At 71.8% G+C, this 13,934-nt stretch carries 11 protein-coding genes; 3 read left to right on the top strand and 8 right to left on the bottom strand.

The window, feature by feature from the left end; genetic code table 11:
* Positions 1 to 189: 189 nt before the first annotated feature.
* Entirely contained in the window at positions 190 to 918 is a 729-nt protein-coding gene (locus AB0M39_RS35285) for a glutamine amidotransferase (RefSeq protein ID WP_365371204.1), read from the bottom strand.
* 30 nt (positions 919 to 948) lie between these two features.
* On the bottom strand, positions 949 to 2,187 hold the full coding sequence (locus AB0M39_RS35280; RefSeq protein ID WP_365371202.1) for a MurT ligase domain-containing protein: 1,239 nt from the start codon (positions 2,185 to 2,187) through the stop codon (positions 949 to 951).
* Positions 2,188 to 2,302: 115 nt separating this feature from the next.
* Between AB0M39_RS35280 and def the strand changes: the two genes are divergently transcribed.
* Positions 2,303 to 2,872, top strand: coding sequence for a peptide deformylase (gene def / locus AB0M39_RS35275; protein WP_365371199.1), 570 nt, complete (start codon positions 2,303 to 2,305; stop codon positions 2,870 to 2,872).
* A 26-nt stretch (positions 2,873 to 2,898) separates the two neighbouring features.
* On the opposite strand, the gene AB0M39_RS35270 is transcribed toward def, so the two are convergent.
* A complete protein-coding gene (locus tag AB0M39_RS35270; RefSeq protein ID WP_365371197.1) occupies positions 2,899 to 3,549 on the bottom strand; it encodes a TetR family transcriptional regulator in 651 nt (216 codons plus the stop codon).
* Between the two features lie 168 nt (positions 3,550 to 3,717).
* Here AB0M39_RS35270 and AB0M39_RS35265 point away from each other — a divergent pair, with 168 nt between their 5' ends.
* A complete protein-coding gene (locus tag AB0M39_RS35265; protein WP_365371237.1) occupies positions 3,718 to 4,971 on the top strand; it encodes an acyl-CoA dehydrogenase family protein in 1,254 nt (417 codons plus the stop codon).
* 67 nt (positions 4,972 to 5,038) lie between these two features.
* On the opposite strand, the gene AB0M39_RS35260 is transcribed toward AB0M39_RS35265, so the two are convergent.
* The 3 genes from AB0M39_RS35260 to AB0M39_RS35250 are packed head-to-tail and all read right to left on the bottom strand — an operon-like array spanning position 5,039 to position 8,961.
* Positions 5,039 to 5,527: a glutathione peroxidase gene (locus AB0M39_RS35260; RefSeq protein WP_365371194.1), complete on the bottom strand. Its 489-nt coding sequence runs from the start codon at positions 5,525 to 5,527 to the stop codon at positions 5,039 to 5,041.
* Positions 5,528 to 5,558: 31 nt separating this feature from the next.
* A complete protein-coding gene (locus AB0M39_RS35255; protein ID WP_365371191.1) occupies positions 5,559 to 6,434 on the bottom strand; it encodes an acyl-CoA thioesterase II in 876 nt (291 codons plus the stop codon).
* A gap of 13 nt (positions 6,435 to 6,447) precedes the next feature.
* A complete protein-coding gene (locus AB0M39_RS35250; protein WP_365371188.1) occupies positions 6,448 to 8,961 on the bottom strand; it encodes a DUF3516 domain-containing protein in 2,514 nt (837 codons plus the stop codon).
* 122 nt (positions 8,962 to 9,083) lie between these two features.
* Between AB0M39_RS35250 and AB0M39_RS35245 the strand changes: the two genes are divergently transcribed.
* Positions 9,084 to 9,875 carry a metal-dependent hydrolase gene (locus AB0M39_RS35245; RefSeq protein WP_365371185.1) on the top strand — a complete coding sequence of 264 codons (792 nt, stop codon included), beginning with the start codon at positions 9,084 to 9,086 and terminating at the stop codon, positions 9,873 to 9,875.
* A gap of 98 nt (positions 9,876 to 9,973) precedes the next feature.
* On the opposite strand, the gene AB0M39_RS35240 is transcribed toward AB0M39_RS35245, so the two are convergent.
* Together AB0M39_RS35240 and AB0M39_RS35235 are read right to left on the bottom strand one after the other, a co-directional pair.
* Positions 9,974 to 11,755: an ABC transporter ATP-binding protein gene (locus tag AB0M39_RS35240; protein ID WP_365371183.1), complete on the bottom strand. Its 1,782-nt coding sequence runs from the start codon at positions 11,753 to 11,755 to the stop codon at positions 9,974 to 9,976.
* Positions 11,752 to 13,581: an ABC transporter ATP-binding protein gene (locus AB0M39_RS35235; protein WP_365371181.1), complete on the bottom strand. Its 1,830-nt coding sequence runs from the start codon at positions 13,579 to 13,581 to the stop codon at positions 11,752 to 11,754. The genes AB0M39_RS35240 and AB0M39_RS35235 overlap by 4 nt, the downstream gene beginning before the upstream one ends.
* Positions 13,582 to 13,934: the final 353 nt, after the last annotated feature.

Genomic DNA, 13,934 nt, shown 5'->3' with positions numbered 1-13,934 from the left:
GAATAACCTTTGCAAACGTGGGCCGACTCCCGGACCACGTCGTCCGGTTGGATCCCCGCCACCCTACCGGCGCTGGGTGACGGGGCCGAACCAGGCGTCCGACTGATGGACGGCGCCCTTGCGACGACTGGGCCGCGGCCTGTCCGCAGGCCGGATCCAGCGCCGTTCGGAGCCGTCCGCGGCGGGCTGTCAGGCGGGCTGCGTCGCCGCCGCGATGCGCTCGGCGCGCAGCGCCTCGAACCACCGGTCGTCGGTCGGCGGCAGCGCGTTCACATCGAGGGCCAGCTTGAGCAGCAGGTCCGCGATCTGCGGGTTGCGGGCCATGACCGGGCCGTGCATGTACGTGCCGAAGACGGTGTCGTTGTACGCGCCCTCCGTGCCGTCGCCCGTGCCGTTGCCCCGGCCGATCACGGTCCGGGCGAAGGGGCGGGCCGTCGGCCCGAGGTGGGTGACGCCCTGGTGGTTCTCGAAGCCGGTGAGCTGGGGCAGGCCGAACCGCGGGTCGATGTCCGCCAGCACGTCGCCCACGCAGCGCGCGCCCTCGCCGCGGGTGGAGACCACGTCGATCAGGCCCAGGCCCGGCTCGCGCTCGCCGAGGTCGTTGATGAACTCGTGGCCCAGGATCTGGTACCCGGCGCAGACCGAGAAGATGATCGCGCCGTTCGAGGCCGCCCGGCTGAGCCCGCCGTCGCGGCGCAGCCGCTCCGCCGCGAGCCGCTGCGGCCGGTCCTCGCCGCCGCCGATCAGGTAGATGTCGCCGGAGGTGGGGATCGGCTGGTCGCTGCGTACGTCGATACGCATCACGTCCAGTCCCCGCTGGCGGGCCCTGCGCTCGACGACGAGGGCGTTGCCCTGGTCGCCGTAGGTGCTCAGCAGGTCCGGGTACACCCAGACCAGACGCAGGCTGTTGTCGCTCATGCTCATAAGTCCTTTTCCGGGGTCCGCGGATCAGTTGCCGACGCGGCGGCGCACGTCCTGGAAGGCGGTGTAGTTGGCGATCAGCTCGATCCGCCCGGGCGGGGCCAGCTGCACCGCCTCGTCGACGGTGTCGCACACCCGGAAGTCCAGGCCCGCGACCTCGAGGCGGACCGCGAGGTCCAGTCTGCGGTCGCCGATCACGAAGATCGGGTGGCCGGCGAGCCGGGTGTAGTCGACGTCCCAGAGCCAGGAGGTGTCCGTGCCGTCGGCGCCCCGGGCGTTGACCGAGAGGATCACCGGGGTCGGCGGCGGGTCGATCAGGGAGAACGTCTCGAGCCAGCCGGCCGGGTTCTTCGCGAGCAGCAGACGCAGATCGCGGCCCTGGAAGGAGACGACGTCATAGCGGCCGGCGACGGCCTGCACCTGGTACATGCGCTCCAGGGCGACCTGCGGCGGCACGCCGAAGCAGGCCGCGACGGCGGCGGAGGTGGCGGCGTTCGCCTTGTTGGCGCGGCCGGGCAGCTGGAGGTGGATCGGCCAGGCGCTGCCGTGCGGGTCCAGCACATGGTCGCCGCTGAGCACCCAGCTGGGCGCGGGCCGGCGGAAGCCGCACTCGCCGCAGAACCAGTCGTCGCCGGGGCGCTGCATCACACCGCCGCAGGACGGGCAGGACCAGGCGTCGTCCTTCCACTCCTGGCCGGCGGCGACCCACACCACGTTGGGGGAGGAGGAGGCGGCCCACACCACGAGCGGGTCGTCGGCGTTGGCGATCACGGTGGCCTTCGTGCCCGCCAGGCCCTCGCGCCACTTCTCGGCGAGCATCCGGGTCTCGGCCGCGCGGTCCAGCTGGTCGCGGGAGAGGTTGAGCAGCGCGATCGCCTTCGGCGTCACATCGCGGGCGACGCCCGCGAGGTACTTCTCGTCGACCTCGATGACGCCGAACTTGGCGTCCGAGCCGCCGGCCAGCGCCGAGGTGATGCCCGCGGGCATGTTGGCGCCGAGCGCGTTGGAGACGACCGGGCCGCTGGCCCGGAGCGCCTCGGCGATCAGCCGGGTGGTCGTGGTCTTGCCGTTGGTCGCCGACACGAGGACGACGTCCAGGTGCTGCGCCAGCCGCCCCAGCAGATCGGGGTCGAGCTTGAGCGCGACCCGGCCGCCGATCACCGATCCGCTGCCGCGTCCGGCGGCGCGCGACACCGCCGCTGCGGCCTTGCCTGCCGTCACGGCGAGCTTGGCGCGCGGCGTCAGGGGCTCCGAGTTGCCTGACATCGTCCTTGATCCTCCTTGCATCGGTCCGGCCCAGCCTATCGAGGTCCGGTCAGGCGCCAGCACCGCGGCACCGGCGGGAAACGTGGAGGCCATGGGGGAACGTAGGCTTGACGCCATGCGAAACCGGCCGATCCCCGGCAGTTCCGGACTCGTCAGGACCATGAGCCTGCTCGGAGATCCGGTCCTGCACGCCCCCTGCGAGACCGTCGTCGACTTCTCCGGCGAGCTCGCCCAGCTCGTCGAGGACATGTTCGCGACGATGTACGCGGCTGGGGGCGTGGGTCTCGCGGCGAACCAGATCGGCGTCGCGCAGCGGGTGTTCGTGTACGACTGCCCGGACGACGACGACGTCCGCCATCTCGGACACATCGTCAACCCCCGCCTGGTGGCGGCGGACGGGGTCGTCGTGCGCGGCCCGGAGGGCTGTCTGTCCCTGCCGGGGCTCGAGGCGGGCACGGAGCGGTTCGACCGCGCGGTGGTCGAGGGCGTGACGGTGGACGGCGATCCGGTACGGGTGGAGGGCGCCGGGTTCTTCGCGCGGTGTCTGCAGCACGAGTGCGACCACGTTCAAGGGGCGGTGTACGCCGACCGGCTGAGGGGCTGGCGCAGGGCGAGGGTCCTGCGGCAGGCGCGCCGGGCGTCGTGGGCGCCGGCGGAGCTGCCCCCGCCGCACGTCTTCGCGTAGCCGGGCGCCGCCCGCCGCTTCTCTGGCTAGAAGCCCTGGCCGCCGGCCTTGTCCGCCGCCGCGGCGAGCCGGCCCCAGAGCAGGTCCGCCAGACTCCGTACCAGCTCCGCGCGCGAGCAAGGGCGTTCGCCCAGCCACCAGTCTCCCGCCGCGTGCATCATGCCGACGATGCCGTGTCCCCACACCCGCGCCAACTGCTCGCTCTCGGGGCCCAGGTCGACCCGGTCGTAGATCACCTTCGCCAGCTCCTCGCCGAGCCGGCGCAGCAGCGGCGCGGAGTGGCGGCCGACGTCGAAGCCCTGCTCCGTGGGCTGGGCGTCCTCGGAGGGGTGCATCAGAAAGCGGTAGACCTGCGGCCGTGCCTCGATGGCGGCGAGGTAGGTGTCGAGGGTGGCCTCCACGCGCTCCCGGCGCTCGGCCGGGGCGTCCACCGCCGCGCGCAGCGCGTCCAGCAGCGCGTCGGTGTGGCGCTTGGCGAGCGCCCGGTACAGGCCGCCCTTGTCGCCGAAGTGCCGGTAGAGGATGGGCTTGGTGATGCCCGCCTCGGCGGCGATGGCGTTCATGGAGGCGTGCGGCCCGTCCCGCAGCACGACCCGGTCCGCGGCCTCGAGCAGCTCGCGGCGCCGCTGGTCGGCCGCCGATCGCTGCTGTGCCGCTGCCTGCTGTGTCGTCTCCATAGATGTTTCTCCCCGCCCTTGCGATTGCTTGACGCCTGCGCAACGTAACACTCAACACGCCCGTACAGGCGATCGGGCGGTCTTCGGTTGACAGGTGCTACTAGCCGGTAACAGACTGACGTTACCGCAAGTAACACGGTGGTGATCGCCGCAGCTCTGGAGGGCAATATGGCCGAGTTCACGCTCGAACTCAACGACGACCAGAAGCAGGTCCGTGATTGGCTGAACGGCTTCGCCAAGGACGTGATGCGACCGGCCGCCGCGGAGTGGGACGAGCGTGAGGAGACTCCCTGGCCGGTCATCCAGGAGGCGGCGAAGGTCGGCATCTACTCCCTCGACTTCTACGCCCAGCAGTTCTTCGACCCCACCGGGCTCGGCATCCCGATGGCCATGGAGGAGCTGTTCTGGGGCGACGCGGGCATCGGCCTGTCGATCGTCGGCACCGGACTCGCGGCCGTCGGCGTCCTCGCCAACGGCACCGAGGAGCAGATCGGCACCTGGATCCCGCAGATGTACGGAGACGTCGACGACGTCAAGGTCGCCGCCTTCTGCTCCTCCGAGCCGGACGCCGGCTCGGACGTCGGGGCCATGCGCACCCGGGCGGTCTACGACGAGGCCAAGGACGAATGGGTGCTCAACGGCACCAAGACCTGGGCGACCAACGGCGGCATCGCCAACGTCCACGTCGTGGTGGCCGTCGTCGACCCGGAGATCGGCTCCAAGGGCCACGCCTCCTTCATCGTCCCGCCGAGCACGCCCGGCCTGTCCCAGGGCCAGAAGTTCAAGAAGCACGGCATCCGCGCCTCCCACACCGCCGAGGTCGTCCTGGAGGACGTGCGCGTCCCCGGCAGCTGTCTGCTCGGCGGCAAGGAGAAGCTGGACGAGCGCATCGCCCGGGCCCGCGAGCGGGCCGCCGCGTCCGGCGTGGGGGTCCCCCCGGCCGGAGGCTGGGAGAGGGTGAAGAACGCGGCCATGGCCACCTTCGAGGCCTCCCGCCCGGCCGTCGGCGCGATGGCGGTGGGCACCGCCCGCGCCGCGTACGAGGTCGCCCTCGACTACGCCATGACCCGCAGCCAGTTCGGCCGCCCGATCATCGACAACCAGGGCGTCGCCTTCCAGCTGGCCGACATGCGCACCCAGATCGACGCGGCACGGCTGCTGGTGTGGCGCGCCTCCTGGATGGCGACCACGGGCAAGCCCTTCACCTCCGCCGAGGGCTCGATGTCCAAGCTGTACGCCTCCGAGACCGCGAAGAAGGTCACGGCCCAGGCCATCCAGATCCTGGGCGGCAACGGCTACACCCGCGAGTACCCGGTGGAGCGGATGCACCGGGACGCGGCCATCTACACGATCTTCGAAGGCACGAGCGAGATCCAGCGCCTGGTGATCGCCAGGACGCTCTCCGGCATGCCCATCCGCTAGCGCGGGCCGCCGACGCTCGACCGCCCCGTGTGCGACGGCGCACGGGGCGGTCGAGCACGTCGTCGCCTCAGGCGGCCAGCAGCTCCTCGATCGCCTTGACCAGCGCCGGGTCCTCCGGCTCCGTGCGCGGCCGGATCCGGGCCACGACCTGGCCGTCCTTGCCGATCAGGAACTTCTCGAAGTTCCACTGGACGTCGCCGGCCTCGCCCTCGGCGTCCGCGACCTTCGTCAGCTCTGCGTACAGCGGGTGCCGCTCGGCGCCGTTCACGTCCGTCTTCTCCAGCAGCGGGAACGTCACACCGTACGTCGCCGAGCAGAAGGACTGGATCTCCTCCGCGCTGCCCGGCTCCTGGCCGGCGAACTGGTTGCACGGCACGCCGAGGACGGTGAAGCCCTGCTCCGCGTAGCTCTTCTGCAGCCGCTCCAGACCGGCGTACTGCGGGGTCAGACCGCACTTGGAGGCGACGTTCACCAGCAGCACGGCCTTGCCCTGGTAGTCGGCCAGCGACGTGGGCTCGCCGGTGAGCGTGCGCAGCGGGATGTCAGACAGGGTCACGGAAATCTCCTCAAGAGCAGGCAGTCGACGTTCATTGTGAACCCCAGGGACGGAAGAGACCTTCCTGCACGACCGAGACGAGCAGATTGCCCCCGCGATCGTAGATACGTCCCCGCGCCAGTCCCCGGCCGCCCGTCGCGATCGGCGACTCCTGGTCGTACAGGAACCACTCGTCCGCCCGGAACGGCCGATGGAACCACATGGCGTGGTCCAGCGACGCCATGTCGAAGCCCCGCCTGCCCCACAGCGGCTCGACCGGGATGCGGACCGCGTCCAGCAGCGTCATATCGCTCGCGTACGTCAGCGCGCACGTGTGCACCAGCGGATCGTCGCCCAGCGGCCCCACCGCGCGCATCCACACCGCGCTGCGCGGGTCCGCCTCCTTGATCTCCTCCTCGGTCCAGCGCAGCCGGTCGACATAGCGGATGTCGAACGGCTGCCGGCGGGCCATCCGCTCCAGCGCCTCCGGCAGCTCGCCCAGATGCTCGCGGATCTCGTCCGTGACCGTGGGCAGCGAGAGCGGATCGGGCAGCTCCAGGCGCGGCGGCAGCTGGTGCTCGATGCTGCCCTCCTCCGGCCGGTGGAAGGACGCCGTCAGATTGAAGATCGTCTTGCCCTGCTGGACCGCCGTGACCCGGCGGGTGGTGAACGAGCGGCCGTCCCGCACCCGCTCGACCTGGTAGACGATCGGCACCCCCGGGATGCCCGGACGCAGGAAGTACGCGTGCAGCGAGTGCACCGGCCGCTCGCCGTCGGTGGTGCGGCCCGCGGCGACCAGCGCCTGGCCCGCCACCTGCCCGCCGAAGACGCGCTGCAGTGACTCCTCGGGGCTGCGCCCCCGGAAGATGTTGACCTCGATCTGCTCCAGGTCGAGCAGATCGACGAGCCGCTCGGCGGGGTTGGTCATGAAGACGGTCCTCTCACAGCTGGCCTACGGACGTGACGCGCACCACGGCCCGGCCCTCCTCGTCGGAGGCCGCCAGATCGACCTCCGCGCTGATGCCCCAGTCATGGTCGCCGTTCGGGTCGGCGAAGGTCTGGCGCACACGCCACAGGCCGTGCGCCGGATCCTCCTCGATCATCAGCAGCCGGGGCCCGCGCGCGTCGGGGCCGGTGCCCAGGTCCTCGTACTCGTCCCAGTACGCGTCCATCGCCTCGCCCCAGGCGTCCTCGTCCCAGCCGGACTCGGCGTCCAGCGCGCCCAGCTCGGCGACCTGGTCCAGCGCGGCCAGCTCGACCCGGCGGAACATGGCGTTGCGGACCAGCACCCGGAAGGCGCGGGCGTTCGCGGTGACCGGCTTGACCTGGTCGGCCTTCTCCTGGGCCTGCTCCGCGGTCTCCACCTCGGGGTTGGCCAGCTGCTCCCACTCGTCCAGCAGACTGGAGTCGACCTGGCGGACCATCTCGCCCAGCCAGGCGATCAGGTCCTCGAGGTCCTCGGTCTTCTGGTCGTCGGGGATGGTGTGGTCGAGCGCCTTGTACGCGCCGGCGAGATAGCGCAGCACGATGCCCTCGGTGCGGGCCAGCTCGTAGAAGGACGTGAACTCCGTGAAGGTCAGCGCCCGTTCGTACATGTCGCGGATCACCGACTTCAGCGAGACCGGGTGGTCGCCGACCCACGGATGCGACTTCTTGTAGACGTTGTACGCGTGCCACAGCAGCTCTTCGAGCGGCTTGGGGTACGAGATGTCCTGGAGCCGCTCCATCCGCTCCTCGTACTCGACGCCGTCCGCCTTCATCGCGCCGACCGCCTCGCCGCGGGCCTTGTTCTGCTGGGCCGCGAGGATCTGGCGCGGGTCGTCCAGCGTCGACTCGACGACGGAGACCATGTCCAGGGCGTACGACGGCGATTCGGGGTCCAGAAGGTCGAACGCCGCCAGCGCGAACGTGGACAGCGCCTGGTTCAGCGCGAAGTCCTGCTGGAAGTCGACGGTGAGCCGGACGATGCGGCCCTGCGCGTCGGGGACGTCGAGCCGCTCGACGATCCCGCCGTCGAGGAGCGAGCGGTAGATCGCGATGGCCCGCCGGATGTGCCGCAGCTGCTGCCTGCGCGGCTCGTGGTTGTCCTCCAGCAGTGTGCGCATCGCCTCGAACGCGTTGCCCGGACGGGCGATCACCGACAGCAGCATGGCGTGGGTGACCTTGAAACGCGAGGTCAGCGGCTCGGGGTCGGAGGCGATCAGCTTCTCGAAGGAGTTCTGGGACCAGGCGACGAACCCCTCGGGGGCCTTCTTGCGGACCACCTTCCGCTTCTTCTTCGGGTCGTCGCCCGCCTTGGCGAGCGCCTTCTCGTTCTCGATGACGTGCTCGGGCGCCTGCGCGACGACGAAGCCGGCGGTGTCGAAGCCCGCCCGCCCGGCGCGCCCGGCGATCTGGTGGAACTCGCGGGAGCGCAGCGTGCGCACACGGCTGCCGTCGTACTTGGTGAGCGCGGTGAACAGCACCGTGCGGATGGGCACGTTGACGCCGACGCCGAGCGTGTCCGTGCCGCAGATGACCTTCAGCAGGCCTGCCTGGGCGAGCTTCTCGACCAGCCGGCGGTACTTGGGCAGCATGCCCGCGTGGTGCACGCCGATCCCGTGCCGCACATAGCGCGAGAGGTTGCTGCCGAACTTCGTGGTGAAGCGGAAGTTGCCGATCAGCTCGGCGATCTGGTCCTTCTCCTCGCGCGTGCACATGTTGATGCTCATCAGCGACTGCGCCCGCTCGACCGCCTGGGCCTGGGTGAAGTGCACGATGTAGACCGGCGCCTGCTTGGTCTCCAGCAGCTCGGTCAGCGTCTCGGTGATCGGCGTCAGCCGGTACTCGTACGACAGCGGCACCGGACGGGTGGCGGAGCGCACCACGGCCGTCTCGCGCCCGGTGCGGCGGGTCAGGTCCTTCTCGAACATCGAGACGTCGCCGAGCGTCGCCGACATCAGCACGAACTGCGCCTGGGGAAGCTCCAGGATGGGGATCTGCCAGGCCCAGCCGCGGTCGCCCTCGGCGTAGAAGTGGAACTCGTCCATCACGACCTGGCCGATGTCGGCGTGCTTGCCGTCGCGCAGCGCGATGGAGGCAAGCACCTCGGCGGTGCAGCAGATCACGGGGGCGTCCGCGTTCACGGAGGCGTCGCCGGTGAGCATGCCGACGTTCTCGGTGCCGAAGAGCTTGCACAGGTCGAAGAACTTCTCCGAGACCAGCGCCTTGATCGGCGCGGTGTAGAAGGTGACCTCGTCACGGGCCAGCGCCGCGAAGTGCGCACCGGCCGCGACCAGGCTCTTTCCCGATCCGGTGGGGGTGGAGAGGATCACGTTGGCCCCCGAGACCACCTCGATCAGCGCCTCCTCCTGAGCCGGGTAGAGCGTGATACCCCGATCCTCGGCCCATGTGGAGAAGGCTTCGAAGAGGGCATCGGGGTCGGCGTTCGGCGGCAGCTGATCGATAAGGGTCACGCCCCCCATCTTGCCTGGCTTCCCGCCGGATGAGGGAACCGGCGGAAGGTATGAAGATCACGAGCGATACGCTGTCCCGTCAACTGGGCTCGAGGACAACAGCAGATGGGGCGGGAACGAGCATGATGGGACCGGCGCACTCCCTTTCCGGGGCGGCAGCCTGGCTGGGGGTGGGAGCGGCGACGGCGGCCGCGGGCCATCCCATGCCGTGGCCGGTCCTCGTCGTCGGAGCGCTGATCTGCGCGGGCGCGGCGCTCGCGCCGGACCTGGACCACAAGGCGGCGACGATCTCGCGGGCCTTCGGGCCGGTCTCCCGCGGACTGTGCGAGATCGTCGACAAGCTCTCGTACGCGGTCTACAAAGCGACCAAGAAACAGGGCGACAAACGCCGGACCGGCGGCCACCGCACACTGACCCACACCTGGCTGTGGGCGGTGCTGATCGGCGCGGGCGCGTCCGCGCTGGCGATCACCGGCGGGCGGTGGGCGGTCCTCGCGATCCTCTTCGTCCACCTGGTGCTGGCGGTGGAGGGCCTGCTGTGGCGGGCGGCGCGGGTCTCCAGCGACGTACTGGTGTGGCTGCTGGGCGCGACGAGTGCGTGGATCCTGGCGGGGGTGCTGGACAAGCCGGGCAACGGGGCGGACTGGCTGTTCACCGCGCCCGGCCAGGAGTACCTGTGGCTGGGCCTGCCCATCGTGCTGGGCGCGCTGGTCCACGACATCGGCGACGCGCTGACGGTCTCCGGCTGCCCGATCCTGTGGCCGATCCCGATCGGCAACAAGAGGTGGTACGCCCTGGGCCCGCCGAAGGGGATGCGCTTCAGGGCGGGCAGCTGGGTGGAGCTCAAGGTGCTGATGCCGGTGTTCATGCTGCTGGGCGGGGTGGGCGGCGCGGCGGCGCTCAACTTCATCTGAGCCGCTGAGCCGCTGAGCCGCTGAGCCGCTGAGCAGCGGTACGGGCAGGGGTACGCGCCGTTCGCCCGTGCCCCTGCCCGTCCGCCCGTGCCACGGCTTCACCCGTGCCACGACCGCCATAGCGCCGCGTACGCTCCCTGCGCCGCCACCAGCTCGTCGTGGCTGCCCAGCTCCGTGATGCGGCCCTCCTCCACCACCGCGATCACGTCCGCGTCATGGGCCGTGTGCAGGCGGTGCGCGATGGCCACCACCGTGCGGCCGTCCAGGACGCGGGCCAGCGACCGCTCCAGATGGCGGGCCGCCCGCGGGTCCAGCAGCGAGGTCGCCTCGTCCAGGACCAGGGTGTGCGGGTCCGCCAGGACCAGCCGGGCCAGAGCGATCTGCTGGGCCTGGGCCGGGGTCAGGGCCAGACCGCCCGAGCCGACCTCGGTGTCCAGCCCCTCGTCGAGCCCCCGCGACCACGTGTCCGCGTCGACCGCGCCGAGCGCCGCCCACAGCTCCGCGTCCGCCGCGCCCGTGCGCGCCAGCAGCAGGTTGTCGCGGAGCGACCCCACGAAGACGTGGTGCTCCTGGTTGACCAGCGCCACATGCTCGCGCACCCGCTCCGCGGGCATCCGGGACAGCTCGGCGTCGCCGAGCGTGATCCGCCCCGCCCGCGGGGCGTAGACGCCGGCCAGCAGCCGACCCAGCGTCGACTTCCCCGCCCCCGAAGGGCCGACCAGCGCCAGCCGGGTGCCCGGCGCGACGTCCAGCGACACCCGGTGCAGCACGTCCACGCCTTCGCGGTAGCCGAACCGCACCTCCTCCGCCCGCACCTCGCGTCCCTCGGGCGCGAGGCGCGCGTCGCCCGCGTCCGGCTCGATGTCCCGCACGCCCACCAGCCGCGCGATCGACACCTGCGCCACCTGGAGCTCGTCGTACCAGCGCAGGATCAGATTGACCGGGTCGACCAGCATCTGCGCGAGCAGCGCCCCCGTCGTCAGCTGCCCGACGCTGATCCAGCCCCGCAGGACGAAGGCGCCGCCGATCAGCAGCACCGAGCAGAGGATCGTCACATGCGTCGCGTTGATGACGGGGAAGAGCACCGACCGCAGGTAGAGCGTGTACCGCTCCCACGCGGTCCAGCCCCTGATCCGCTGCTCGGACAGCGCCACCCGCCGGCCGCCGAGACGGTGCGCCTCCACGGTCCGGCCGGCGTCCACGGTCTCCGCCAGCATCGCGGCGACCGCCGCGTAGCCCGCCGCCTCGGAGCGGTAGGCCGATGGCGCCCGCTTGAAGTACCAGCGGCAGCCGATCACCAGCACCGGAACCGCGACCAGCACGGCCAGCGCCAGCGGCGGCGCGGTCACCGTGAGCGCGCCGATCAGCAGACCCGCCCACACCACGCCGATCGCCAGCTGCGGCACCGCCTCGCGCATCGCGTTCGCCAGCCGGTCGATGTCGGTGGTGATACGCGACAGCAGATCGCCCGTGCCCGCCCGCTCCAGCACGCCCGGCGGCAGCCCCACCGACCGTACGAGGAAGTCCTCGCGCAGATCGGCCAGCATCTCCTCGCCGAGCATCGCGCCGCGCAGCCGCATCAGCCGCACGAACACGGTCTGGACGATCAGCGCCCCCGCGAACAGCGCGACGGTGCGCTCCAGATGGAGGTCCCGCGCGCCGTCCGCCAGGTCCTCGACGAGCCCGCCCAGCAGATAGGGGCCGACCATAGAGGCGATCACCGCCACCGCGTTGGCCGACACCAGCAGCGCGAAGGCCCTGCGGTGCCGTCGCAGCAGTTCGCGGACGTACGCCCGCACCGTCGCCGGCGTGCCGACGGGCAGGGTCGCGGCCGTCTCAGGGGCCGCCGGGTCGTACGCCGGGGGCGCCACGCCGATCATGCCGACTCCTCGATCTCTTCCAGTTCGTCCAGTGCGCGGAACTCGTCCATGGCGTCGACGGCGCCGAGCCGCTCCTCCTCGGTCTCGCGCGTGACGACCGCGCGGTAGCCGGCGTCGCCGTGCAGCAGCTCCCGGTGCGAGCCGACCGCCGCCACCGCGCCGTCCCGCACGAACACGACCTGGTCCGCCCGGTCCAGCAGCAGCGGGGACGAGGCGAACACGACCGTCGTCCGGCCGGCCCGCAGCTCTTTGATCCCCGCGGCGATCCGCGTCTCGGTGTGCGAGTCCACCGCCGAGGTCGGCTCGTCCAGGACGAGCACCTCGGGGTCGGCGACCAGCGAGCGCGCCAGCGCCAGCCGCTGGCGCTGTCCGCCCGAGAGCGACCGGCCCCGCTCGGTGATCCGGGTCCGCATCGGGTCGCCGTCGCCGTCGCCGTCGAGGCCGAGCGACGCCTGAGCGAGCGCGTCCAGCACGTCGCCGCACTGGGCGGCCGCCAAGGCGTCCTCGGCGGTCGTCTTCCCCGACGCGGGCACGTCGAGCAGCTCCCGCAGCGTGCCGGAGAGCAGCACCGGATCCTTGTCCTGTACGAGGACGGCGGCCCGGGCCTCGTCCAGCGCCAGCTCGTCCAGCGGCACCCCGCCCAGCAGCACGGACACCGCGCCCTCGGGCGCCTCGGCCGGGTGCCCGCCGAGGCGCTCCGCCAGCGCGCCCGCCGCGTCCGGGTCGCCGCACACCACGGCGGTGAAGCGGCCCTCGGGGGCGAGCACTCTGGTGAGGGGGTCGTACAGATCGCCGCTCGCCGTGCCGTGGCGCGCGCCGGACGGCGCCGTCGTGCGCCGCAGGGCCAGGACCCGGGCCGCGCGCATCGCGGAGGGCCGTGAGAAGGAGTACGCCATGGCGATCTCCTCGAAGTGCCTCAGCGGGTACATCAGCAGCGTCACCGCGCTGAAGGCGGTGACCAGCTCGCCGACCTCGATCCGGCCGTCGCCGGCGAGTCCCGCGCCGTGCCAGACCACCGCGATCAGCAGCAGACCCGGCAGCAGCACCTGGACCGCCGAGATCAGCGACCACATGCGGGCGCTGCGGACGGCCGCCCTGCGCACCTCCTGGGAGGCGTCGCGGTAGCGGCCCAGGAACAGCTCCTCGCCGCCGATTCCGCGCAGCACCCGCAGGCCGGCGACGGTGTCCGACGCCAGCTCGGTGGCCCTGCCGGCCTTCTCGCGCTGGACGTCGGCGCGGCGGGTGGCCCGGGGCAGCAGCGGCAGCACGGCCAGCGCCAGCACTGGGACGCCGACGGCGACCACCACGCCGAGCGCGGGAACGTACAGAGCCAGGCCGACGCAGATCACCACCACGGTGATCGCCGCGGCGACGAAGCGGGAGACCGCCTCCACGAACCAGCCGATCTTCTCCACGTCGCCCGTGGAGACCGCGACCACCTCGCCGGCCGCGACCCGGCGGGTCAGCGCCGAGCCCAGCTCGGACGCCTTGCGCGCCAGCAGCTGCTGGACCCGAGCGGCGGCGGTGATCCAGTTGGTGACCGCCGTACGGTGCAGCATCGTGTCGCCCAGGGCGGTCGCCACCCCGAGCACGGCGATCACCGCCCCCGCGAGCAGCAGGTCGCCGCCCGAGCGGTCCACGACCGCCTGCACCGCCATGCCGACGCCCAGCGGCAGCCCGGCGACCCCGCAGAAGTGCAGAAGTCCCCAGGCCAGCGACTTCAGCTGGCCGCCCAGCTGCATCCTCCCGAGCCAGAGCAGCAGGCGCGGCCCTGACCTGGCATCGGGCACGCCGGGGTCCGGGTACGGAAGATCGCGAATCTGCATGGCGTCCCAGCGTTTCGAAGAGCTCGTAGAAATGACGAAACCGTGCAAGGTTCGCCTTTCGGGACCCGCTTCCGCAAACGATTTTTGTGGTCCAGCACACATTCCGCGCCAACATCGCCGCCCTCGCCCTGGCGCTGGGGCCCGGCGCGCGCTTCACCCGTGACGACTATGGAGGAGCCTGACGACGGTTCAGGACGCGCTGGCCGAGGACCGGCGCCGCTGCCTTCAGGAGCGGCCGAGACGGCTATGGGCGCCCCGAGGCAGGGTGGCCGGCGGGGCCCGGAGCGGTGTGCGCCGGGCCCCGCCCCGCCGTGACGCGGGGGTGGGGGAGGGCATCCCCCGCCGCGCCATCC

The organism is Streptomyces sp. NPDC051907 (assembly GCF_040681075.1).
In the GTDB taxonomy this organism is placed as follows: domain Bacteria; phylum Actinomycetota; class Actinomycetes; order Streptomycetales; family Streptomycetaceae; genus Streptomyces.
Note: the sequence above shows the minus strand (reverse complement) of the source record. Positions and strands in the feature narration are given on the sequence as shown.